The organism is Dyadobacter chenwenxiniae (assembly GCF_022869785.1).
GTDB classification, from domain to species: Bacteria; Bacteroidota; Bacteroidia; order Cytophagales; family Spirosomataceae; genus Dyadobacter; species Dyadobacter chenwenxiniae.
In genome coordinates this window covers 1,701,319-1,722,687 of the sequence record NZ_CP094997.1, presented here as the reverse complement: position 1 = coordinate 1,722,687, position 21,369 = coordinate 1,701,319, and the positions used below count along the sequence as shown (strand labels likewise).

Genomic DNA, 21,369 nt, shown 5'->3' with positions numbered 1-21,369 from the left:
ACACAACAGGATAGTCCAAAGGGCGTTTCCTCTTAATATTGTATGTACCAGATTATTTGAAGTTTTAATTTGCTTTATTTAAGAATGTTACCATTCCAGTTTCACCCTGAACGAATGCTTTTTTCATATTTACTTAACTCTTAGCTGTAAAATGTACACTAAAAAACAATGGTCTAAACTTCCCATGACACTCGCCGTGCTGCTTGCAGTGGGCGTTTTCTGTGGAGTTATGCTCAGTAACCGAACCGCTAAACACCGGCCGCCCGGCTCAAAAGTTGACAAGATCAAGCTGCCGGAAGGTTTCAAGGCAGAACACTTATATAGCCCTTCCGAGGAGAAAAATGGTTCATGGGTTTCTATGACATTCGATGACAAAGGCAGGATGATCACCTCCGATCAGTATGGTGGTTTATTCCGCCTGGTTCTTCCTCCGATCGGTTCCACAGAAAAACCAACTGTTGAAACATTGAAAGTAGAAGGCGATACTGCAAAAGTGGCTATGGGTTATGCGCATGGCTTGCTATATGCATTCAACAGCCTGTATGTAATGATCAACAACCGCGAAAGCGCTAAATTTCCGAAAGGAAGTGGATTTTACAGGTTGCAGGACACGGACGGCAATGATCAGTATGACAAAGTCACATTGATCAAGCCTTTGAAAGGTGAAGGAGAGCATGGTCCGCACAGCATTGTTCTTTCTCCCGACAAAAAATCACTTTACGTTGTAGCCGGTAACTTCACCGATCTTCCGAAAATGGACAGCTATCGCCTGATGCCAAACTGGAAAAACGACAACCTTTTTCCATTCATCAAAGATCCCCGCGGCCACGCTGCCGACAGACATGCGCCAGGCGGCTGGATCGCTAAAACTGATCCGGACGGAAAATCCTGGGAGCTTGTAAGTGCAGGTTATCGTAACTCATACGACATTGCATTTAACGAAGCGGGTGATCTTTTCATTTATGACTCTGATATGGAATGGGATTTTGGTACGCCCTGGTATCGTCCAACCCGAGTTTGCCATGCGACTAGCGGTGGCGATTACGGATGGAGGACCGGATCGGCCAACACATCTCCCGCGTTCGCAGACTTCCTTTCACCAATCATGAACATTGGCCAGGGATCACCTACGAACCTGATTTACCTGAGCGACGCCAGATTCCCAGCGAAATACAAGAATACATTGCTGGCATTTGACTGGAGTTTTGGTATCGTACATGGATTACACCTGAAACCAAATGGTTCTACATACTCCGCGGACCACGAAGAATTTCTTTCGGGCGCACCACTGCCATTAACGGACGGAGCAATCGGTCCTGATGGCGCCCTATATTTTTTAACAGGCGGCCGTCGCCTGGAATCTGATCTCTATCGTGTGTATTATGGTGATTATAAGAACATTCCGGCAGGTGCGAATACGGTGAAACCCGTTTTGACAACCGAGCACAAACAACGGACTGATCTCGAAAAATTCCACGCAGTGAAGGATCCGAAAGCCGTGGAAACAGCCTGGCCATACCTTAAAAGCCCTGACCGTTTCTTACGCTTTGCCGCTCGCTTAGCAATTGAGCACCAACCTGTTGCAGAATGGGAAAGCAAGGTTTACGCTGAAAAAGATCCGCAAACATTGATTTACGCATCCATTGCATTGGCACGTGAGGGCGACTCAACGAAAGTAGGAGGGCCTATTCTGAAAGGCTTGACAAACATCGATTATGCCAAGCTAAATGATCTTCAAAAGCAAGCACTTTTGCGTGCTGTGGAAGTAACGCTTTACCGAACAGGAGAGCCGGATGCTGCAACTAAACAAGCAGTTATTGCTTATCTTAATCCAAAATATCCGTCACCAAATGCCTTGCAAAACCGTTTCCTAAGCAAAATTCTGATCACGCTCGAAGCACCGAAAGCCGTTGAAAAGACGCTTGGTCTGATTGCCAAGAACGAGAAATTTGATGATAAGGACAACGAAATGGTAACTGCTTCTGCGGACCTAATTTTAAGAAACCCGCAGTATGGTCTTGACCTGGCAGGACTTTTGGAAAAAATGCCGCCTCAGCAACAGTCATTCTACGCCATCATGCTGAGCAGCGCCAAAACAGGCTGGACGCCTGCGCTGAGCGAGCAATATTTCAAATGGTTCCACAAAGCATTCAGCTACCAGGGTGGCCGCAGCTACATTGGATTTATCGACAAAGCACGTCAGCGGGCATTGAAAAATGTACCCAAAGATAAGGTTGAATACTATAACAAACTTTCTGGTGCTGAGCTACTTACGGGCAGTGGAAATGACCTCGTAAAAATGTATTCGCCAAAAGGCCCGGGACGTAGCTGGAAACTGGAAGAAGCAGTTGCATTGGTTCAGGACAGCCTTGCTAACCGTGATTTTGACAAAGGAAAAATGATTTTCTCTGCGGTGCTTTGCAACCGTTGCCACGTGATTCAAGGCGAAGGAAATGATGTTGGCCCGGATCTGACGCAATTGGGAACACGTTTCTCTGCAAAAGATATGCTTGAATCCATCATCGATCCAAACAAAGCAATCTCTGACCAGTTTGGCTCTGTGGCTTACACAATGAAAAACGGAGAGTCTATTGTAGGCCGTCAAATCAATGAAGATGCCAATTTTTATTACATTGCGCAGAATCCGTTTGATTCGAAAACCATCCGGAAGTTGAGCAAAAAAGAAGTTGCTTCCACCAAAATGTCAACCGTTTCTGTGATGCTTCCAGGCTTGATCAACAGCTTAAATCCAAATGAATTGAGAGATCTTGTTGCTTATTTAATGTCCGGTGGCAACAAGAATAACCCAATTTATAGCGAGTCTTCGGCTCCGAAAGGCGGGAAATAGATCGGTAATTTTTTGAGTAGATTATCTTTTATTAAGCTTAATATAGTGGTGCAGGGAATCCCTGCACCACTCATTTTTTATCGGTTTCCACAATTTTCAGCATACAAATGAAGCGTATCGAAAGACGTTCTGTCCTTAAAAATATGGCCGCTAGCGTGGGACTAATGACCTTGCCGGTTACATTAGCGGAAGCATTCGCCGCTTCCGAAAAGGCACTAGGCCCGAAATTGAATGGCAAAATCAGTCACTCTGTTTGTAAATGGTGTTATGGGAAAATCCCACTGGAAACCTTTGCACAGGATTGTAAAAAAATCGGGTTAACATCCATTGAACTTCTAGGGCCCGCTGAGTGGCCGGTTATAAAAAAATACGGTCTGACATGCGCCTTGCCGTGGGGCGAAGGTTTAACAAGGAATATCGAGAAAGGCTTCAATGATCCCGCCAACCACGACGAACTGGTGAAAGGTTTTGAAGATGTTATTCCAAAAGTGCAGGCTGCCGGTTATGACAAGATTATTTGTTTCTCGGGAAACAGGCGCGGAATGTCAGACACGGACGGGATGCGCAACTGTGCGGTAGGACTCAAAAGGCTTATCCCCATTGCGGAAAAGCACAATGTGACGTTGGTGATGGAATTGCTGAACAGCAAAGTAAATCACAGAGACTATATGTGTGACCGGACAGAGTGGGGGGCAGCCCTTTGCGAAATGGTCGGCTCTGAAAAGTTCAAGTTGCTTTATGACATTTACCACATGCAGATCCAGGAAGGCGACGTAATTGCGACGATCAAAAAATACCACAAGTACATTGCCCATTATCACACAGGCGGTGTCCCCGGAAGAAACGAAATTGACGAAACGCAGGAATTATATTATCCATCGATTATGAAAGCCATTGTCGAAACCGGTTACAAAGGCTTTGTGGGACAGGAGTTTATTCCAAGCCGAAAAGATGACATGGCTTCTCTTAAACAAGGCGTTACCATTTGTGACATTGCCTGATATACATTTCAAAAATACTATCCATATGTCCACAAGACGATCTGTATTAAAAAGTTTAGCGGCGGGCACCGGAGTGTTTTCGCTATCGGAAGTTTTTGCTGCCAATGAAAAAGCATTGGGTGCGAAGTTGAATGGAAAAATCAACCATTCGGTTTGCAAATGGTGTTATGGAAAAATTCCTTTGGACACTTTTGCACAGGAGTGCAAGCAGATGGGAATTACATCCATCGAACTCCTCGGTCCCGAAGACTGGCCGACACTAAAAAAATATGGACTGACTTGTGCCTTGCCGAATGGCGCCGGAATGGGAATTGAAAAGGGCTTCAATGATCTCGCGTTACATGACGAGCTTGTGAAAAGCTACGAGGACCTGTTCCCCAAATTAAAGGAAGCCGGTTACACAACCGTCATTTGCTTTTCGGGAAACAGGCGCGGGATGTCAGACATCGACGGCATGCGCAACTGCGCTATCGGACTAAGAAGATTGATGCCTTCCGCCGAAAAGTATGGAATTACAATGATCATGGAACTTCTCAACAGTAAAGTCAACCACAAGGATTACATGTGCGATCACACATCCTGGGGCGCTGGTTTGTGTGAAATGGTTGGTTCAGAGCACTTTAAGTTGCTTTATGACATTTACCACATGTCGATCATGGAAGGTGACGTGATTGCAACGATCAAAAAATATCATAAATACATCGGACATTATCACACTGGGGGAGTCCCCGGCCGAAATGAGATTGATGAAGGGCAGGAATTATATTATCCGGCCATCATGAAAGCGATTGTAGAAACAGGCTTCAAAGGTTTCGTCGCCCAGGAATTCATTCCAAAAAGAGAACCTCTGGCCTCGCTGAAACAGTGCGTTCAGATTTGTGACATCGCATAACTTAAACTCAACTTACCGACAGCGGGATTTATTTACTCAAATACAATCTCGCTGTCATTACAATATTTAAGTCGCTTGCCAACGGGAAATTTAGCCGGATCTGCGTTGGGAATGATTTTGTAGTGATGATAAACCCGCTCGTCGTCACAGCTGCAATGATGTTCTTCGCTGATTATTTTAAAAGCTCCGGCATTTACACCCGGCAATTTTTCACCACGCCAGAATACGTTCAAGGCATCCTTAGTGTAAAACTCTGACATTACCTGAAACGTCTTCGCATCGGCGTCTTTCACAATTTCCAGCTTCGTTGCTTCAATCAGAAAGACTTGTGACTGGTCAACGGAATAGCCATGTTCGAGTGGTTTGAATGTTGCAACGTCAGCAGAATCAATCCGGATCTCGCCAGCCATGATGCCCCTGGAATCACTATGATAGGAACGACCGCCAACCGTGCCGATATACTTTAAACTTTCCGGATCATCGGAAACGATCCGGTCGCCGCTGTAAACATGCTTACTGTCTTTTTGCAATCCGCCTTTTGCATCAACATAATGTTCGGCGTCGTCCGAAACAACCGAATACCACGAATAAACATTACGAGCATCTTTTCCCCAACCGAAGCCAAGCACTTCAAAGGTTTGCCCATCTGCATCGTTGATACGCCGACCATTGAAATAAACATTTTTTCCGTCACTTGCATAAGACGAAGCGAATTCGACATTTGGATATTTTTCACTTAGCGGAGCGAAAGTTGCTGCATTAGCGCTTGTCAGTTCAATCAGCTCGGCATTGCTGAACCCTCCATACCAATAAGCTTTACCATTTTTGACGTAGTAACCACTGGGAGTCAGTATCCCGGGTTTGAATTTGGATTTACCATCTGAGCAGGAAAAGAGATTCGACAAAAATCCAAGTAAGCCCATAAGCAGAAAGATTCTTTTGAAATGATGAGTAAAAGTCATATTGATATCAGGGTTTGATATATCAAATATGAAAACTTTACAAGCAAATGCGCTTTCACAACTCTTAAGTGGCAATAATGTTTACCCAAAGGCCGACGCCGCGCGGTTTGAACTCCAAAATGAAAATGTCCAATCCATTTCAAGAGCGCCTAAAATCGTCCATTTTTCACTCAATATCAACCTGATAGCATCCAACAATACCAAACTGATAGCGCTTAGAATTGCATATGCAAATTAACCAGCATCTTATACCGAAATACTTAATTCTAAGTGATACTAGCAGAGTCGAAATCACTATATGATTGTTGTATAATTTATATTATGTTAAATAGACTCTATTATAATAAAACAGGCGCCTATTAGCGCCTGTTTTACTATACATAATTGAATTTCCTACTCTTCAACACAAGCAACTCCTTTTCCAGCGAATTGTTCAAGGACTCCGTTAACAGTAGTTAAGTTTTCCTTAGCTTCCGCTTCGTCTTTTGCCTGAATTGCTTTTTCAAAGTATGGCTTTGCCTTTTTGAACTTTCCACAAACGCGACCTTCAACTTCTTTACCACGTTGCTGATATTCTGTCATGTTCATGTTATCCACTTCGCCTTTTAATTGTACGGCTTCGTTGAAATAGTAAACACCCAGGTTATACAGTGCATCGTAATTTGTCCCATCGATTTCCAAAGCTTTTTTGTAATTAGCAATTGCTTTGTCGCTCGCAGCTTTTTGCTTCGCTTTCAACTCGTTCAGTTTTTGCTCTGAACCAGATGATGCACTGCTTGCGGCTGCTTCTGTCGCGGCTTTCACTTCGCCTTCCATCGTTGCGATGGTCGCCAATGTTTCTTTCTTTTTTGTATTTACATCAGCAAGCTGGCGTTTCAGATCTGCATTTTTTGGTTGCTTTTTGATCAACGCACCGATGCGCTTCACTTCACCATCAAACACTTCGATCTTTCCTTTTTCCGCTTCCAGGTTTTTGGTAAGGCTGGCAGCAGACTTGCTTCCAGATCCCATTTTAGCACTCATTTGCTTAACACTATCCGCTGCGGTTCTTTGCATGTTGTCATATAAAATGGCAAGGTTAACCACATTTTGAATATTCTTCGGGTCAGCCTGGGCCAATGCTTCCAGCTCACTGATTGCTTTCGATTCGTTACCAGACGCTAAAAGAATATTAACAACTTCTGCTTTAAGGTCTTTGTTGTTAGGTGCCTGAGCCAAACCCTTATTCAAAGCCTCAATTGCCTTATCGAAATTCTTCTCTTCACGGTATAACTGAGCCAAGCCGTAAAACACACTTGGATCTTTACCACCATTAGCTGCATATTTCTCAAATTGCTCTTTTGCAACATCCTTTTTATCAAGCTGTTGTGCAGCAATTCCGCCGTAAAGAGAGGCAAGTGTATCTTTCTTGTTGATCTCTTGCGCTGCTGTGAACATTTCAAGTGCGCCGGCCAGGTTCTTTGCCTGATATTTCTCAGCTCCTTGCTTTACAAATGCATTAAAAAGTTGCGAACCTTCTCCTCCTGCCAGTACGTTTTCGGCTTCTTTGGCAGATTTACCTGGTTCCCCTTTCTTGGTTTTGTCTAGCTCCACAACCTTCTTGTAAGCTTCCAAAGACGTTTTGGCGGCGCTGGAATCTACTTCCGAACCTTGCAAAGCAATGTTTTCATACAATTTTGCTCTTTCCATCCAGAATGAAGCCTTTGCGCTACTCTTTGGATCACTTACGTCTTTATCGCTTTTCTCTTTATCCTTACGAAACTGATCTACCACAAGCTTATTCGCAGCATCGTCCTGCGCGAACGCAGAGATACTGAAAAAGCTAAGTGCAGAAACTAAAAACAGTTTTTTCATAAATATTTGACTTTGGTTGTGATTGATTGTTCGAATTTAAATATAAATCAATTAATATAATTTTTACAAAAATCATGCCTCTGGCTCGTCAGAAGGATCATTTTCATCATCCTCTTCGTCGTCATCTTCAATCACATCGTCTTCGTCGTCCAGCTCTTCTGCCTGTTCATCCGCCGAAACAATGATCATATCCGAGGTTCCTTCTACCACAGCAGATGGGATTATGTTGCCGTTCTCATCCAGCTCCTCCGCTTTTTCGTCCGGATCTTTCAAAATCCGCGTCACCGAAGTGATCTCATCAGAATTGTTCAGACGTATCAGCTTAACACCTTGCGTGTTACGGCCAGCTAAACGGATATCCAGCACGCTCATCCGGATCGCAATTCCATTTCTGGTAATGATCATCAGATCGTCCTGCTCCGTCACTTCGCGGATTGCAACCAATTTACCCACTTTGTCCGTAGCGTTCATGGTTGAAACTCCTTTTCCGCCACGCTTGGTAATGCGGTAACTATCTATTGCAGAACGCTTTCCAAAACCGTTTTCTGAAACGACAAGCAACTGGGCATCTTCACGGTTGATACAAACCATTCCGATTACTTTATTATCCGCATCATTCAGATTGATACCACGAACACCAGCAGCAGTTCTTCCCATCGGACGAACTCCTTTTTCGTTAAAGCGAACAGCACGCCCTGCGCTTGACGCAATAACGATGTCGTTGTCTCCATTGGTAAGCGCAACATTCAACAACCTGTCGCCTTCATTAATAGAGATCGCAATAATTCCGTTTGTTCTTGGACGGGAGTATGCTTCCAGCAAAGTTTTCTTGATGGTGCCCTGCTGGGTACACATAATGAGGTAATTGTTGTTGATATAATCCGCATCCGCCAATGTACGAACGTTGATCACTGAACGAATCGAATCTCCATTCTCCAGACTGATCAGGTTTTGGATCGGACGGCCTTTGGACTGCTTGCTTCCTTCGGGAACCTCGTAAACCTTCATCCAGAATAACTTACCGTATTCTGTGAAAATCAACAGGTAATTCAGCATGGTCGCTGAGAAAAGGTGCTCGGTAAAGTCGGTATCCTTGGTTTTTACTCCGCGGGAACCAACTCCTCCCCTTGTCTGCGTGCGATATTCTGCCAGCGGCGTTCTTTTGATATAGCCTTCATTAGAAATGGTGATAAGCATTTCGTCATCCGGGATCATATCTTCATCGCTGAACTCTTCCGCGGAAAACTCGATCTTCGTACGACGCTCGTCTCCGTAGCGGTCTTTGATCTCCCCCAATTCCGTCCTGATAATGTCAAACTTGCGTGATTCGTTTGCAAGAATATCTTTCAAGTCGGTGATCAAGACCATGATCTCTTCGTATTCCTTTACGATTTTGTCTCTTTCAAGACCCGTCAACCGTTGTAAACGAAGTTCAAGAATTGCTTTGGCCTGAATTTCGCTCAGCTCAAACGATTCCATCAGACCTGTTTTCGCTATTTCCGGATCACGTGCATTACGGATCAAGGTGATTACCGCGTCCAGATTATCGAGCGCGATCAGCAAACCCTGTAAGATGTGCGCTCTTTTTTCAGCTTCTCTCAGTTCATATTCGGTACGACGTGTGATAACAACTATCCGGTGATCAACATAATGTTTGATCAGATCTTTCAGATTTAGTGTTACCGGCCGTCCTTTTACGAGCGCCACATTGTTCACCCCGAAGCTCGATTGCAGCGGCGTATATTTGAACAAGTGATTTAATACAATATTAGGAACTGCATCTTTTTTAAGATCAAAAACGATACGCATCCCGTCACGGTCGGATTCATCACGGATATCCGAAATTCCGTCCAGTTTCTTGTCGTTAATAAGGCCAGCGATGCGTTCAATCATCGCCGCTTTATTGGTCATGTAGGGAATCTCAGTAATAATGATTTGCTCCCTACCTGTTTTTGAAACTTCAAATTGCGCTTTGGAGCGCATAATAATGCTCCCGCGGCCGGTTTCAAAAGCTGACTTTACGCCCTGGTAACCATATATAATCCCTCCTGTTGGAAAATCCGGCGCCTTTACATGCTCCATTAATTCCGGAATGGTAATTTCGTTATTGTCAATGTAGGCCAGAACGCCGTCGATCACTTCCGACAAATTGTGGGGCGCCATATTGGTGGCCATCCCCACCGCAATACCGGAGGAACCATTTACCAATAAATTCGGAAATTTCGCGGGAAGAACAGACGGTTCGGAAAGTGAATCATCGAAGTTCGGTTGAAAATCAACCGTATCTTTTCCAAGGTCACTTAATAATTCATCAGCAAGTCTTTTCAGCCTTGCCTCTGTATAACGCATTGCCGCCGGGTTGTCTCCATCCACCGAACCAAAGTTTCCCTGGCCGTCGACCAAAGGGTAACGCAAGGACCAGGGCTGGGCCATACGCACCATTGTATTATAAACAGATGAATCACCGTGCGGGTGATATTTACCTAAAACCTCCCCTACTATACGAGCCGATTTCTTGTGTGAGCGATTGTAATTAACACCCAAATCCGACATCCCGTACAACACACGCCTGTGAACCGGTTTCAAACCATCGCGAACGTCGGGTAAAGCGCGGGAAATAATGACTGACATCGAGTAATCGATGTATGCTCCACGCATTTCATCCTCAATATTAATGGGGATAATGTTTTCACCAGAAGATTCTGCCATAAAGAATTAGAAAAGAATCAAAAATTTAAACGGGCAACTGAAAAGTGCAACCACCCAATGAATTAATACAATAATATAAGTTCTAAAAAGTCAAATTTCGCTATTTTAAAGCATTCTAACAAACTATCTTTTGTGCTATTTCAGCATTCATTTCGTATATCGGTGATCCTTCGGAATTTAAGCAAGGAATGTGCTTTCAAAAGTTAATTCGCTTCTATCATTAAATTTTAGTTTCTTCCAGCTTATTACCTAAATGCTTACACTTTTCTTGATTCCATCATGCCCTTATTACTGACTTTTATTGCCATACTCACCCTGATTGCACTCATTGCGTGGCTTAAAATTGACACTTTCATTTCGTTTTTACTCGTTTCGATCGGATTGGGCCTCGCTAGCGGTCTCGATGTTGAAACTGTAAGCAAGGCCATTCAGAAAGGCGTTGGCGGAACATTGGGCGATCTCGTTTTGATCGTAGGTTTCGGCGCGATGCTCGGAAAGATGGTTGCAGACAGCGGCGCGGCGCAGCGGATCACCGATGCGCTTATAGGACTTTTCGGGAAAAAATACATTCAATGGGGAATGGCGCTGGCTGGTTTTGTGATCGGAATCCCCCTTTTTTACAATGCCGGTTTTGTGATCGTCATTCCTTTGATTTTCATGATTAGCGCCACTGCGCGTCTCCCATTATTATATGTAGGGGTTCCGATGCTGTCCGCCTTGTCGGTGGCACATGGATATCTGCCGCCTCACCCCTCGCCTGCCGCTATCGCCAGCCAGTTAAATGCAGATCTGGGAAGAACATTATTATATGGGATCATTGTTTCCATTCCCGCAATCGCCGTGGCCGGACCGCTTTTTGGCAGCACGCTCAAACGTTTTCAGCCCAAACCCGACGAAGATCTTTTCAATGTTAAACCACGTCCTACTGCTGAATTACCGGGGCTGGGAATCAGCGTTGTTACCGCATTATTGCCTGTCTTTTTATTGACATCCATGTCTGGTATAAAACGCATTTACCCTGACAATAAGATCATTGGCTTGCTGGCTGAGCCTTATTTCGGCATGCTGATCTCCGTTTTATTTGCTGCCTATGTTTTGGGAATCCGTCGCGGGATGAATATGAAAAGTGTGAGCAAATCTATGGAGGAAGCATTCAAAGGCGTTTCCGTGATTTTGCTGATCATTGCCGGAGCCGGTGTTTTCAAAGAGATCATGACCGCCAGCGGCGTGAGTACATTCATTGCCGAAAGTTTGAAAGGCGTTGACATTTCACCGCTATTATTAAGCTGGGGTATTGCTGCAATAATCCGTGTTTGTGTAGGTTCGGCAACGGTTGCAGGACTCACGACCGTAGGGATTCTCTCACCGCTTCTGGTCACTTCAAACGTCTCTCCCGAACTGCTCGTATTGTCCATAGGTTCAGGCAGTTTAATGTTCTCGCACTTAAACGACGGAGGCTTCTGGCTCTTCAAAGAATACTTCAATCTAAGCATCAAAGACACGCTCTTGACCTGGTCGGTTATGGAAACAATTGTGTCTGTAATGGGATTACTGGGCGTTTTAGTGCTAAATTTGTTCGTGTAGAAACAATTTTGAATGAGTGAATGACTGAATGAGCGGGCGCCGTTGCGCTGAATGAGCGAATGACTGAATGGTTTCATTTTGAATGAATGGGTGAATGTTAGAAGACAAATGAAACTACATTGCCTCATTATCGACAGACTTCCCCTTCAATCCTGAAAGATCAATCAATTCATTCACAATCAACATCATTCAGCGCAACGGCGCCCGCTCATTCAGCGCAACGGCGCCCGCTCATTCAATCATTCAATCATTCAATCATTCAATCATTCAATCATTCAATCATTCAGTCATTCAAAATTGGCACTCATTCACTCATTCACTCATTCACTCATTAAAAAATGAACACCCCCGAATCAAACTTCGCTGCTCTTGGTCTTAATCTTCCTCCCGCTCCAAAACCGCTTGGCGTTTACAAGCCGCTTTTGATCGTTGATAAACGCTGGGTTTATGTGTCGGGACACGGCACGGTGCAGGACGATGGAACGCTTATAAAAGGACGCATCGGAAAAGATATGGATGCGGATGCAGGCAAACTGGCAGCACGCCAAGTTGGATTAACGATCCTGTCTACATTGAAAGCAAACCTGGGAAGCCTCAACCGCATTAAGCGCGTCATAAAAGTGTTAGGCATGGTCAATTGCACGCCTGATTTTGAAAAACACCCCTTCATTATCAACGGGTGCAGCGAGCTTTTCGCCAAAATCTGGGGTGAGGAAAACGGAATCGGTGTAAGGAGCGCCGTAGGAATGGGAAGCCTGCCTGATAACATTCCTGTTGAAATTGAGGTAATGTTTGAGCTGGAAGAGAAGTAAAATAATGATTTAATGAGTGAATAATAATTCGGTCATTCAATCATTCAATCATTCAAAATTAAACATTCACTCATTCACTCATTCACTCATTCAACATCCCCCAAATGTGGTTTCAGCTAAAAAATCCCGAGCGCGTCATCTCTCCTTCCCTACTCTTTTACAAGGATCGCATAGAGAATAATATCCACGGAATGGTCAGCATTGCGGGTGATGCCGACAGACTGATTCCGCATGTGAAGACGCATAAGTGCAGCGAAATTGTAGAATTACAACTAGCGCAAGGCATCAGTAAATTCAAGTGTGCTACGATTGCAGAAGCAGAAATGTTGGCTGATGCCGGTGCAAAATGGATCTTGCTGGCTTACCAAATGGTCGGCCCTAACATTGACCGGCTTCTTGCGCTGCGCAACAAATTCCCGGACGCCACATTCTCCTCGCTGATCGACAACGAGAAATCCGCCGACGATCTGAACGAGCTGGGTATTGCCAATAATGTCATTTTCAATGTATTTATCGACGTAAACAATGGCATGAACCGCTCCGGGCATATCACGGATGTTTCGTTGCTATCCCTGTATCGTTACATTACAGGACTTTCCAACATAGCGTTTGCGGGTGTGCATGTCTATGACGGACATTTGCGCGAACCCGAATTCTCAGATAGGAAACTCGCTGTGGATGAAGCATTTGACAAAGTACTACCGCTTTTTGATCTGATCAAAAATCATACTGGAAACAGTCCGATGATTATAGCGGGCGGCTCGCCGTCGTTCACCGTTCACGCCCTGCGGCCTGAAGTGTTTCTAAGCCCCGGCACAAATGTGCTTTGGGATTGGGGCTATGGCGACCGTTTTGACGGTCAGCCTTTCCAACATGCAGCGTTAGTTCTCACGCGTGTCGTTTCCAAACCAACAGCCGGCATTGTTACGATCGATCTGGGGCATAAGGCTATTGCGCCCGAAAGTCCGATTGAAAATCGTTTCAAACTACTGAATCTGCCTAGCTATACATTGATTGGTCAAAGCGAGGAACACGGCGTTTTGCAGGTTACGCAGGACGTTTGGGACGCTACGCAGATTGGTGATGTGCTTTATGCGCTGCCTTTTCATGTTTGCCCCACTGTTGCGTTGCACGAATTTGCCTCTGTTATTGAAGACGGCGAAGTAACTGACGAGTGGAAAATCGTAGCCCGCAAACGACGCATTACAATTTAATCTTACATTCCTAAACAACAGATAATGTTACTTTTTGATGCCCATCTCGACCTTTCCATGAATGCCGTGGAATGGAACCGGGACCTTACCCAGGATTTGAATGCCATCAGACAGCGCGAAGCCAATCTAACCGACAAGCCAGATCGCGGCAAAGGCGTAGTGAGTTTTCCGGAAATGCGCAAGGGCAACATTGGCATATGCGTGGCTACACAGATCGCCCGTTTCGTGAAACCCGACAGCAAAATTCCGGGTTGGCATTCCCAGGCACAGGCATGGGCGCAAACCCAGGCACAAATTGCCTGGTATAAGGTCATGGAAGAAGCCGGGGAAATGGTGCAGATTGTGAACCTTCCTGGTTTACACTCACATTTGGAACTTTGGAAAAATGCCGTATCCACGGAAAACCTTCCTATCGGATACATTCTAAGCCTGGAAGGAGCGGATTCTTTTATTAGTCTGAAAAACCTTGAAATTGCCTACCAGTACGGCTTGCGTGCAATTGGCCCGGCACATTACGGGCCCGGCGTTTATGCTTACGGCACAGACTCCGACCAGCAATTATCTCAGCAAGGCAAAGATTTGTTGCGGGAGATGGAGAAACTGAATATGATCCTGGACGCGACGCACTTGTGCGACACGGCGTTCTGGGAAGCGCTGGACATTTTCAAAGGACCTGTTTGGGCTAGTCACAACCTGGTTAGGAAAATCACACCGCATAACCGGCAGTTTTCAGATGAAATGATCAAGGAACTGCTGGAAAGGAAGGCGGTAATAGGCATGGCATTCGATGCCTGGATGATGGTTCCCGGCTGGGTTCGCGGTAAGTCGACGCCAGAAAGCATGGGGCTGAAAATCGAACACATTGCCGAACATATAGATCATATCTGCCAGTTGGCGGGAAATGCACTGCACGTTGGCATCGGCTCCGATCTTGATGGTGCTTACGGCAAAGAACAGTCGCCTATGGACCTCGAATCCATTGCAGACCTGCAATCCATCACCGGAATCTTGTCCGCTCGTGGTTATTCGGAAACCGATATCGAACAAATTATGTGGCGTAACTGGGTTGATTTTCTGGACCGTAGCTGGAAATAGACGGCTTAGGAAAAATCTAATAAAATCTTAATATTCCAATAATATTTTTACCAAAAAAGCTTCGCACCTTGCATCATGGTTGCGAAGCTTTTTTGTTTTCCAATTTAAGATAAATTAACTTTTTTCTATTTGGAATTATTATAAATAAGCTTGATCTTTGACAAAGTAGCTGATAAATTTTCCGGCTGATACCAAACTCTATTCATGGCTGTCCTCCATAATTTTAAACCAACATGCATAACACATATAAAATTTCTTTTCGAACCAAGATTAAAAACAACAAATCCTTTCAGCGATTGCACGATTGCCTAAAACAGCTCAATGTTAAACACTGGGCATATGATTTCCAGGACTTGTTGTTGACGCTTACTTCTGAGTTATCTGACTTTTCCAAGATTCAGGCTGTGTTACGCTCAGCCGGTTACGTATGCCACTTTGTAAAGCTTGAAAACCTGAGCGAGCCAAAGGGCCTGTCGTTAAGTTAGGTGCTAGCTTGTTTTTTCGCTAACCAGATTCCGTTTAGCCTGCTGCATATGTCGTTCGTTATGTGCGATTAGGAACTGAAAAACATCTCCAAGCCGTAATCTGATCAGCTTGGAGATGGATATCGGGATTTTGATTTTGTTAAGATCCTTTTTACGCGCCGCCCTCAAATAACTCATTAAGAGCTCCTGCTGACGGAGGAATTCACCAACCACTTTCGCGGCATCCAGGTCCGATGCCGGAATGTGCCCTTTCATTGCCTTGTATTTCCTTTTACCCGGTTCCGGATCCATCATTTTTGTAAAATACGCGCCGAACCAGGAGCTGGTAAACTCGGAAACGTTCACGTCGTCTGATCCCGACAAAGATTTCCCGATATGAGGTAAATAAAAGTCGCCGTAACTATTCAAGTGGTCGAGACATTGCGCTATGCTCCACCCACCTGTGGCGGATGGGTTGTTGAGATCGGCATTGCTGCGGTTTTGGAATAGGGCGATCGTCTCCGAAATGTGCTCCTCTACCCTATCTTCTAATGTTTTGAGCAATGCTGCTTTGTTTACAGGTTTCATTTTGCTTGTGTTTTAACATTGCAAAATTGCGTACTGCGCAGCGATAATTTTTTGGTAAAAACCAACATTTCAAATTTTGATCTTATTAACCAGTTTGCTGAAATTGGTCGCGTCAATGCCAAGATAATTAGCGAGATACTTGTGTGGAACAAGCTGCAATATATGCGGACTGCGTCGGAGCAGATTGCGGAACTTATCTTCGGAGGAGAAGCATTGCACTTCCACCAGCCTTTCGAGAATGCCGGAAAGTGTCTGGGTAACACCGAGCCGGACCATATCCGCAATTCCGGGACGTTCGGCCATCAATGTCTGCAGTTCCTGAACGGGCGCCCGTAAAAATTCAGAAGGAGTAAGCGTTTCATAATAATATCGGGAAACCTGCCCCAAAAGCAGAGAATCCACGACGCCGCCAAATGAGGGCGGATACATAAACGCCAGCGTCGCCTCCCGGTTCTGATCGTCGAGATAATAAACGCGCTGAATGCCTTTTGTAACAAAATACAAATAATGCTCGGTTTCTCCCGCCGCTGTTATTACTTCCTTCCGGCCAGCCGAATACGGCTTCCAAATGCACGAAAAAACATTCCGGTCGTCCATATTCAGCGGCCTGACCGACTCGATTAGTTTTTGCAGCAGCCGCAGCTCGTCTTGCATGATCTTTTATTCCCCTATGGATGAAACCATAAAATTAAGAAAATGGAAAACTTCTTCCTGACTTCTGATGTGGTTTCTGGCGGCGGAAAGGTCATCCCCAATCTTTATTGTGTAAGCGGTTTCGGGCAATGCTTCAAACATATCCTCATCCGTTGTGTCGTCACCGATAGCGAGTACGAAATCGTAACTTCCATTTTCGACGAATGTCCGGGCTGCGGTTCCTTTGTTAAAAGCGGTTTTTTTAACTTCGACAACTTTATTACCATCGATAACCTGCAAATTAAGCTCGGGCTGAATATAATTTTTCAATTGCCAAAGCAATTCCTGTGCGCGTCTTTGCGCATACTCTTTATCATCGGCAGTCCGATAGTGCCAGGCAAGCGAAGTTTCTTTTTCTTCGACAAAAGCGCCGGGGCACCTTTTGGCATAAATATCCATAATGGGACGGATGCTTTCTTTCCAGTTTTCTTCATAACTCTCGTTCAGCACCCACTCATCGCTTCCCTTGGTGCGGGTTAGCGCCCCATGTTCGGCAATGATATGAACAGGGAGGTCACTGAAAAGGTTATCCAGAAAGTGGCGGTCTCGTCCACTAATGATAATGACGGTGTCCCTTTTGGCGATTTCAAGAATCAGTTTCTTGACATCTTCGGAGACAATGGCCTTGGCAGGATCCGGCACAATCGGTGCCAGCGTTCCGTCGTAATCAAAAAACAGGATGCGATTGTTTGCAGCTGCATAGGCATGACGGATCGCGTCAATGCCTTTATTGGTAAGGAACACCTGTCGAAGGCGTTCATGTTCTTGTTCCAGCATGGTCATTTGTGTAAAGAAATCTTCTGTCCATGCGAAAACGTCATAGTCTTTAATCCGCTCCCGCATGGCATCCATTCGTTTTGTCTGCTCGTCTTCAGGCATTTCGAAAGCATGCTTAATCGCATCCGCAATGTCCTGAACGTCTAATGGGTTGATGATCAGTGCTTCGGCCAATTCGGCAGCCGCCCCGGCCATTTCACTCAATATCAAAACTCCTTTCCGGTCTTTCCGGCTGGCTACGTATTCCTTACAAACCAGGTTCATCCCGTCCCGCACCGGCGTGATTAATGCGACATCGCTGGCGGTGTACATGCCAACCAGCTCATGGTAAGGCATGGAGCGATACTGATAGATGATCGGTTGCCAGTAAATGTTACCATAATCCGCGTTAATGCGGCCTACGGTTTGGTCAATCTCGGATTTCATCTGCTGATACTGCTCAATAGTGTCCCGCGAAGGAACCACAACCATGACAAACGAGACCTTTTCATGCCATTCCGGATATCTTTCCAGGAACCGCTGAAAGCCGCGCAAACGGTGAATAATGCCTTTGGAATAATCCAGCCGGTCCACTGAAAAAATGATTTTCTGGTTCAGCGACTGCCGCGCTTCATTGCGCGCTTCAGCCACCATGGGATCATCGTAAGCATCGTTGAATTTATCAAAATCAACACTGATCGGAAATGAATCCACTTTCACAATCCTGTTGCTCATGTTGATGTAATGCAGCTTGTTGCCGTAGCCGGAAACGAGCCGCGTGGCCTTGAGAAAATACTCAACGTAATCATTGGTATGAAATCCCACAACGTCCGCGCCGAGAATCCCGTCAACAATAGCTTTGCGCCATGTCACCGGCAGCAGGCGAAACAGCTCAAACGACGGAAACGGAATGTGAAAGAAGAAACCAATCTTGTTATCTGGGTATTTTTGCCGGATCATGTCAGGCAGCAGCATCAACTGGTAATCCTGCACCCAGATCACATCTCCTGGTTGAATGATCTCGTCGATTTTGTCAAAGAAAAGCTTGTTAGCGACCTGATAAGCATCGAAATACTCGTCGTTAAACCGAGCCAGAGAAGGAAAATAATGGCATAACGGCCAGATTAGGTTATTACAGAAGCCCTCGTAATAATTCTCATTGATATCTTCCGGAATAAAAACCGGATGCGCCTGAAAGTCTTCATTAGCAAGCGATTGACCTTCAAGTTCTTCGCGCGTGTTCTCTGAAAAACCAATCCACTGGATCTTTTCATCCGCATTAAAACCCGATCCGTTCTTGTCCTTTACCAGTGAAAGGACGGCCGAAACCAAGCCTCCTGAATTTTGGAATAATTGTGCCTGATCGTTTTCACGAACGATTTTGAATGGCAATCGATAGGCTACAATAACTAATCTTCCAGCGCTCTTTTGTTGTTTTAAATTTTCCATACTACCCCAATAAAAGTAAAAAACCTATGCCACGCATCATTTACTGCACATTGAAAATCAAAATTTGATGTCGTCAGGATTTGTATTAGCTTAGTGCCTGCAACCTCTTTCATCATTTTATCGGAACCGATTTTTCGTGGCAACGGCTGTTTACGGTTCAGTTGCAAGCAATTAGTTTTGCTGTTTTCCATGAATTAAAGTGATGGCTGAACACAAATACAGGTGTGAAAACCTTAGATTAGTCATGGACTACAATTGTGTAATCGCGGATTAATACTGTGCCACTCTTTTGTTGTGGGTTGCGGGCGGTCAGCAATGGCCGCCATTTTTTAACCTAACCTTCCTATTTTAGATGAAACGCATTTTTAGGAGATGTTTCATTGCCCTGTGTTTCATTATCTCAGCGTTTTCGGCTGAGGCCCAGTTCGATAATATTGTAAACAAGACTCCCGCGGAGCGCTACACGGCTTTACGCAAGTTTATTGACCTGTCCATCAGTAACGGCAACCGTGCAGATGGATATAAGTCGCTGGAAACGCTCAAACAGGTGGCTATCAAGCACAACGACCAGGATTTGGTCCTGGAAACGGAGCTGATGCTCATCATGCTTAACCGGGAAGCGCATAAGGATGACCATAAGCAACATATTATGGATCTCCATGCACTCATTACCAAGTCTCAGAAAGCCGGAAACAAGCAGATCCATATCCGGGCAAGGCGTTTTCTTGCGCATCTTTATTGGTACGACACGCAGAACTACGAGCGTGCCTTTGAAGAATATCTCACAATCCACCCGATGTTAAAAAAGATCTCGGAAAAGGATTTTCCCGAAAAGGCCTATTTCCTTACCCAAATCGGTGAAGCTTATTATTTTTTCGCTGATTATCGAAATGCGATCAACTTCTCGAGGGAAGCATTGACTGTGGAAGTTATAAAGGAACAACGCGGCGTACACAATCTGGCCATGAACACTATTGGCCTGAGTTATATGAAAACGGGCTTGCTTGACTCGGCCGATAGTTATTTCAAGAAGATATTACAACACGTCGGCATTGACGACTACAATGTTTGGAAAGGCATTGCGCAAGGGGCCCTGGGCCAAACGGCTTATCTGCGCGGAAAATACGACCAGGCCATTCCGCTCTTACAAGCTAATGTCAATCAGGCTCTGATCATTTCTGATTATGACCAGGCAGCGCGGTCACTCACCTTACTTTCGGATATTTATTTTCGGCAGGGCAAGATCTCTGAGGCGGAAAAAGCCATGTTACAGGCACGCGGTTGTATTGCGCATTCAGGAATGAAAAAGCCGCTTGAACAGCTCTTCCAGGTTTACGGAAAGGTTTACGCAGCAAAGGGCAACTTTGCACTAACCAATGTTTATCTGGATTCCGCAACGCACATGCGCAATCTGTTTGAAAAGGATTTCAACTCGATGCAAATGCTTCGGGCGAGTGAAAAGGCTCAATTACAAGCACATAGGGCCGATATGGAACATATTGCGGCTGAAAAACAAATCAAAACACTGGAACGCAACATCCTGCTGACGCTCGTGCTCCTGCTGCTCATGGTTGCGTTGTATTTTTATAAAACCTACTATTATAAAACGCGGGAAAAGCAGCGCATCGTGAATGACCAGCTGAAAAAAGCCGAACAGGAGCTTACTTTTGCGACCATTCAGCTCGAAGAATTTACCAAAAGCATTTCTGAGAAAAACCTGCTGGTAGAAAAACTGAGCGCAAGATACGGCATGAATGAGAGCGAGGAAACGGTTCTTGAATTGCAAAAGATCACCATTCTTACCGACGAACAGTGGGAATATTTCAGGAGCCTTTTTGAACAAATACATACGGGATATCTGTCCAGACTGAAGACCAAATTGCCCGGTCTGACGCCTGCCGAAGTCCGGTTTATGGCGCTCGCAAAACTCAATCTGACTTATAAAGAAATGGCTAGTACGCTCGGAATTTCGGTCCAAAGCGTGCGCGTGATCCGGCACAGAATCCGGAAAAAGCTCAACCTCCCGGAAGAAGCCGATTTGAAAGATGTGGTGTCTACAATCTGATGGAATATCTTCAAAATGCAGCTTGGACGTAACTATCAAATTATCAGCGCGTTTCAAATTGGAATGTTTTTGGAATGCCCCTATTCCATGACTGCGACGAGATATTTCTACATTTGAATTGTTAGACATCTTCTCTGTGAAATCCATGCGACTGGTTAAGTACAAGTATTTCTTTTTGCAATCTTTCCTACTTATTCTCTTATTGATCCTTTCTGTTTGCAGGTGGCACAGCGGACAAGTAGGAAACGCACAGAAAAAAACTCGGATGCACCAGGTGATGTCTCAACAGCTTAGCGCACGCTAAGCCCTCCTCTTCTTATTTAAAAGGCGTCGGCAATAGAACCGCGTTACTCTTGCCGACGCCTTTTTATTCCGCTCTCAAA

At 45.0% G+C, this 21,369-nt stretch carries 16 protein-coding genes; 9 read left to right on the top strand and 7 right to left on the bottom strand.

The genetic code is table 11. The features are described from left to right. Nucleotides 1-151 precede the first annotated feature (151 nt). The 3 genes from MUK70_RS07155 (at nt 152) to MUK70_RS07145 (ending at nt 4,741) form a co-directional block, all read left to right on the top strand. Entirely contained in the window at nt 152-2,848 is a 2,697-nt protein-coding gene (locus tag MUK70_RS07155; protein WP_234656107.1) for a c-type cytochrome, read from the top strand. Nucleotides 2,849-2,955: 107 nt separating this feature from the next. Next, complete coding sequence (locus tag MUK70_RS07150; protein ID WP_234656108.1) at nt 2,956-3,849, top strand: hydroxypyruvate isomerase family protein; 894 nt, start codon at nt 2,956-2,958, stop codon at nt 3,847-3,849. A 25-nt stretch (nt 3,850-3,874) separates the two neighbouring features. Beyond that, on the top strand, nt 3,875-4,741 hold the full coding sequence (locus tag MUK70_RS07145) for a hydroxypyruvate isomerase family protein (protein WP_234656109.1): 867 nt from the start codon (nt 3,875-3,877) through the stop codon (nt 4,739-4,741). 32 nt (nt 4,742-4,773) lie between these two features. Here the strand turns inward: MUK70_RS07145 and MUK70_RS07140 are convergent, their stop codons facing one another. Further along, nucleotides 4,774-5,703 (bottom strand): DKNYY domain-containing protein, encoded by a 930-nt coding sequence (locus tag MUK70_RS07140; RefSeq protein WP_234656110.1) that lies wholly within the window; start codon nt 5,701-5,703, stop codon nt 4,774-4,776. Nucleotides 5,704-5,731: 28 nt separating this feature from the next. On the opposite strand from MUK70_RS07140, the gene MUK70_RS07135 reads away from it, so the two are divergent. After that, the gene (locus tag MUK70_RS07135; RefSeq protein WP_234656111.1) at nt 5,732-5,941 is read left to right on the top strand and encodes a hypothetical protein; all 210 of its coding nucleotides are present in this window, start codon (nt 5,732-5,734) and stop codon (nt 5,939-5,941) included. Between the two features lie 155 nt (nt 5,942-6,096). Here the strand turns inward: MUK70_RS07135 and MUK70_RS07130 are convergent, their stop codons facing one another. Together MUK70_RS07130 and gyrA are read right to left on the bottom strand one after the other, a co-directional pair. Continuing rightward, nucleotides 6,097-7,557 (bottom strand): tetratricopeptide repeat protein, encoded by a 1,461-nt coding sequence (locus MUK70_RS07130; RefSeq protein ID WP_234656112.1) that lies wholly within the window; start codon nt 7,555-7,557, stop codon nt 6,097-6,099. Nucleotides 7,558-7,629: 72 nt separating this feature from the next. Further along, nucleotides 7,630-10,266, bottom strand: a complete 2,637-nt coding sequence (gene gyrA, locus MUK70_RS07125) for a DNA gyrase subunit A (RefSeq protein ID WP_234656113.1) — start codon at nt 10,264-10,266, stop codon at nt 7,630-7,632. Between the two features lie 279 nt (nt 10,267-10,545). On the opposite strand from gyrA, the gene MUK70_RS07120 reads away from it, so the two are divergent. The 4 genes from MUK70_RS07120 to MUK70_RS07105 all read left to right on the top strand — a co-directional run bounded on the left by MUK70_RS07120 (nt 10,546) and on the right by MUK70_RS07105 (nt 14,971). Continuing rightward, nucleotides 10,546-11,850 carry a gluconate:H+ symporter gene (locus MUK70_RS07120; RefSeq protein WP_234656114.1) on the top strand — a complete coding sequence of 435 codons (1,305 nt, stop codon included), beginning with the start codon at nt 10,546-10,548 and terminating at the stop codon, nt 11,848-11,850. 338 nt (nt 11,851-12,188) lie between these two features. Beyond that, nucleotides 12,189-12,662: a RidA family protein gene (locus MUK70_RS07115; protein ID WP_234604879.1), complete on the top strand. Its 474-nt coding sequence runs from the start codon at nt 12,189-12,191 to the stop codon at nt 12,660-12,662. Between the two features lie 104 nt (nt 12,663-12,766). Further along, entirely contained in the window at nt 12,767-13,876 is a 1,110-nt protein-coding gene (locus MUK70_RS07110) for a D-TA family PLP-dependent enzyme (protein ID WP_234656115.1), read from the top strand. Between the two features lie 24 nt (nt 13,877-13,900). Continuing rightward, complete coding sequence (locus tag MUK70_RS07105) at nt 13,901-14,971, top strand: dipeptidase (RefSeq protein WP_234656116.1); 1,071 nt, start codon at nt 13,901-13,903, stop codon at nt 14,969-14,971. Nucleotides 14,972-15,459: 488 nt separating this feature from the next. On the opposite strand, the gene MUK70_RS07100 is transcribed toward MUK70_RS07105, so the two are convergent. The 4 genes from MUK70_RS07100 to MUK70_RS07085 form a co-directional block, all read right to left on the bottom strand. Next, nucleotides 15,460-16,023, bottom strand: a complete 564-nt coding sequence (locus MUK70_RS07100) for a DinB family protein (protein ID WP_244784740.1) — start codon at nt 16,021-16,023, stop codon at nt 15,460-15,462. Nucleotides 16,024-16,092: 69 nt separating this feature from the next. Then, complete coding sequence (locus MUK70_RS07095) at nt 16,093-16,677, bottom strand: Crp/Fnr family transcriptional regulator (RefSeq protein WP_234656118.1); 585 nt, start codon at nt 16,675-16,677, stop codon at nt 16,093-16,095. Between the two features lie 6 nt (nt 16,678-16,683). Then, nucleotides 16,684-18,921: a bifunctional alpha,alpha-trehalose-phosphate synthase (UDP-forming)/trehalose-phosphatase gene (locus tag MUK70_RS07090; RefSeq protein ID WP_234656119.1), complete on the bottom strand. Its 2,238-nt coding sequence runs from the start codon at nt 18,919-18,921 to the stop codon at nt 16,684-16,686. After that, entirely contained in the window at nt 18,909-19,112 is a 204-nt protein-coding gene (locus tag MUK70_RS07085) for a hypothetical protein (protein ID WP_234656120.1), read from the bottom strand. The genes MUK70_RS07090 and MUK70_RS07085 overlap by 13 nt, the downstream gene beginning before the upstream one ends. A gap of 161 nt (nt 19,113-19,273) precedes the next feature. Here MUK70_RS07085 and MUK70_RS07080 point away from each other — a divergent pair, with 161 nt between their 5' ends. Then, a complete protein-coding gene (locus MUK70_RS07080) occupies nt 19,274-20,986 on the top strand; it encodes a tetratricopeptide repeat protein (protein ID WP_234656121.1) in 1,713 nt (570 codons plus the stop codon). Nucleotides 20,987-21,369: the final 383 nt, after the last annotated feature.

Coding starts and splice junctions, on each gene's coding strand:
- MUK70_RS07155 (WP_234656107.1), top strand. CDS start 152: ATGTACACTAAAAAACAATGGTCTAAACTTCCCATGACACTCGCCGTG.
- MUK70_RS07150 (WP_234656108.1), top strand. CDS start 2,956: ATGAAGCGTATCGAAAGACGTTCTGTCCTTAAAAATATGGCCGCTAGC.
- MUK70_RS07145 (WP_234656109.1), top strand. CDS start 3,875: ATGTCCACAAGACGATCTGTATTAAAAAGTTTAGCGGCGGGCACCGGA.
- MUK70_RS07140 (WP_234656110.1), bottom strand. CDS start 5,703: ATGACTTTTACTCATCATTTCAAAAGAATCTTTCTGCTTATGGGCTTA.
- MUK70_RS07135 (WP_234656111.1), top strand. CDS start 5,732: ATGAAAACTTTACAAGCAAATGCGCTTTCACAACTCTTAAGTGGCAAT.
- MUK70_RS07130 (WP_234656112.1), bottom strand. CDS start 7,557: ATGAAAAAACTGTTTTTAGTTTCTGCACTTAGCTTTTTCAGTATCTCT.
- gyrA (WP_234656113.1), bottom strand. CDS start 10,266: ATGGCAGAATCTTCTGGTGAAAACATTATCCCCATTAATATTGAGGAT.
- MUK70_RS07120 (WP_234656114.1), top strand. CDS start 10,546: ATGCCCTTATTACTGACTTTTATTGCCATACTCACCCTGATTGCACTC.
- MUK70_RS07115 (WP_234604879.1), top strand. CDS start 12,189: ATGAACACCCCCGAATCAAACTTCGCTGCTCTTGGTCTTAATCTTCCT.
- MUK70_RS07110 (WP_234656115.1), top strand. CDS start 12,767: ATGTGGTTTCAGCTAAAAAATCCCGAGCGCGTCATCTCTCCTTCCCTA.
- MUK70_RS07105 (WP_234656116.1), top strand. CDS start 13,901: ATGTTACTTTTTGATGCCCATCTCGACCTTTCCATGAATGCCGTGGAA.
- MUK70_RS07100 (WP_244784740.1), bottom strand. CDS start 16,023: ATGAAACCTGTAAACAAAGCAGCATTGCTCAAAACATTAGAAGATAGG.
- MUK70_RS07095 (WP_234656118.1), bottom strand. CDS start 16,677: ATGCAAGACGAGCTGCGGCTGCTGCAAAAACTAATCGAGTCGGTCAGG.
- MUK70_RS07090 (WP_234656119.1), bottom strand. CDS start 18,921: ATGGAAAATTTAAAACAACAAAAGAGCGCTGGAAGATTAGTTATTGTA.
- MUK70_RS07085 (WP_234656120.1), bottom strand. CDS start 19,112: ATGGAAAACAGCAAAACTAATTGCTTGCAACTGAACCGTAAACAGCCG.
- MUK70_RS07080 (WP_234656121.1), top strand. CDS start 19,274: ATGAAACGCATTTTTAGGAGATGTTTCATTGCCCTGTGTTTCATTATC.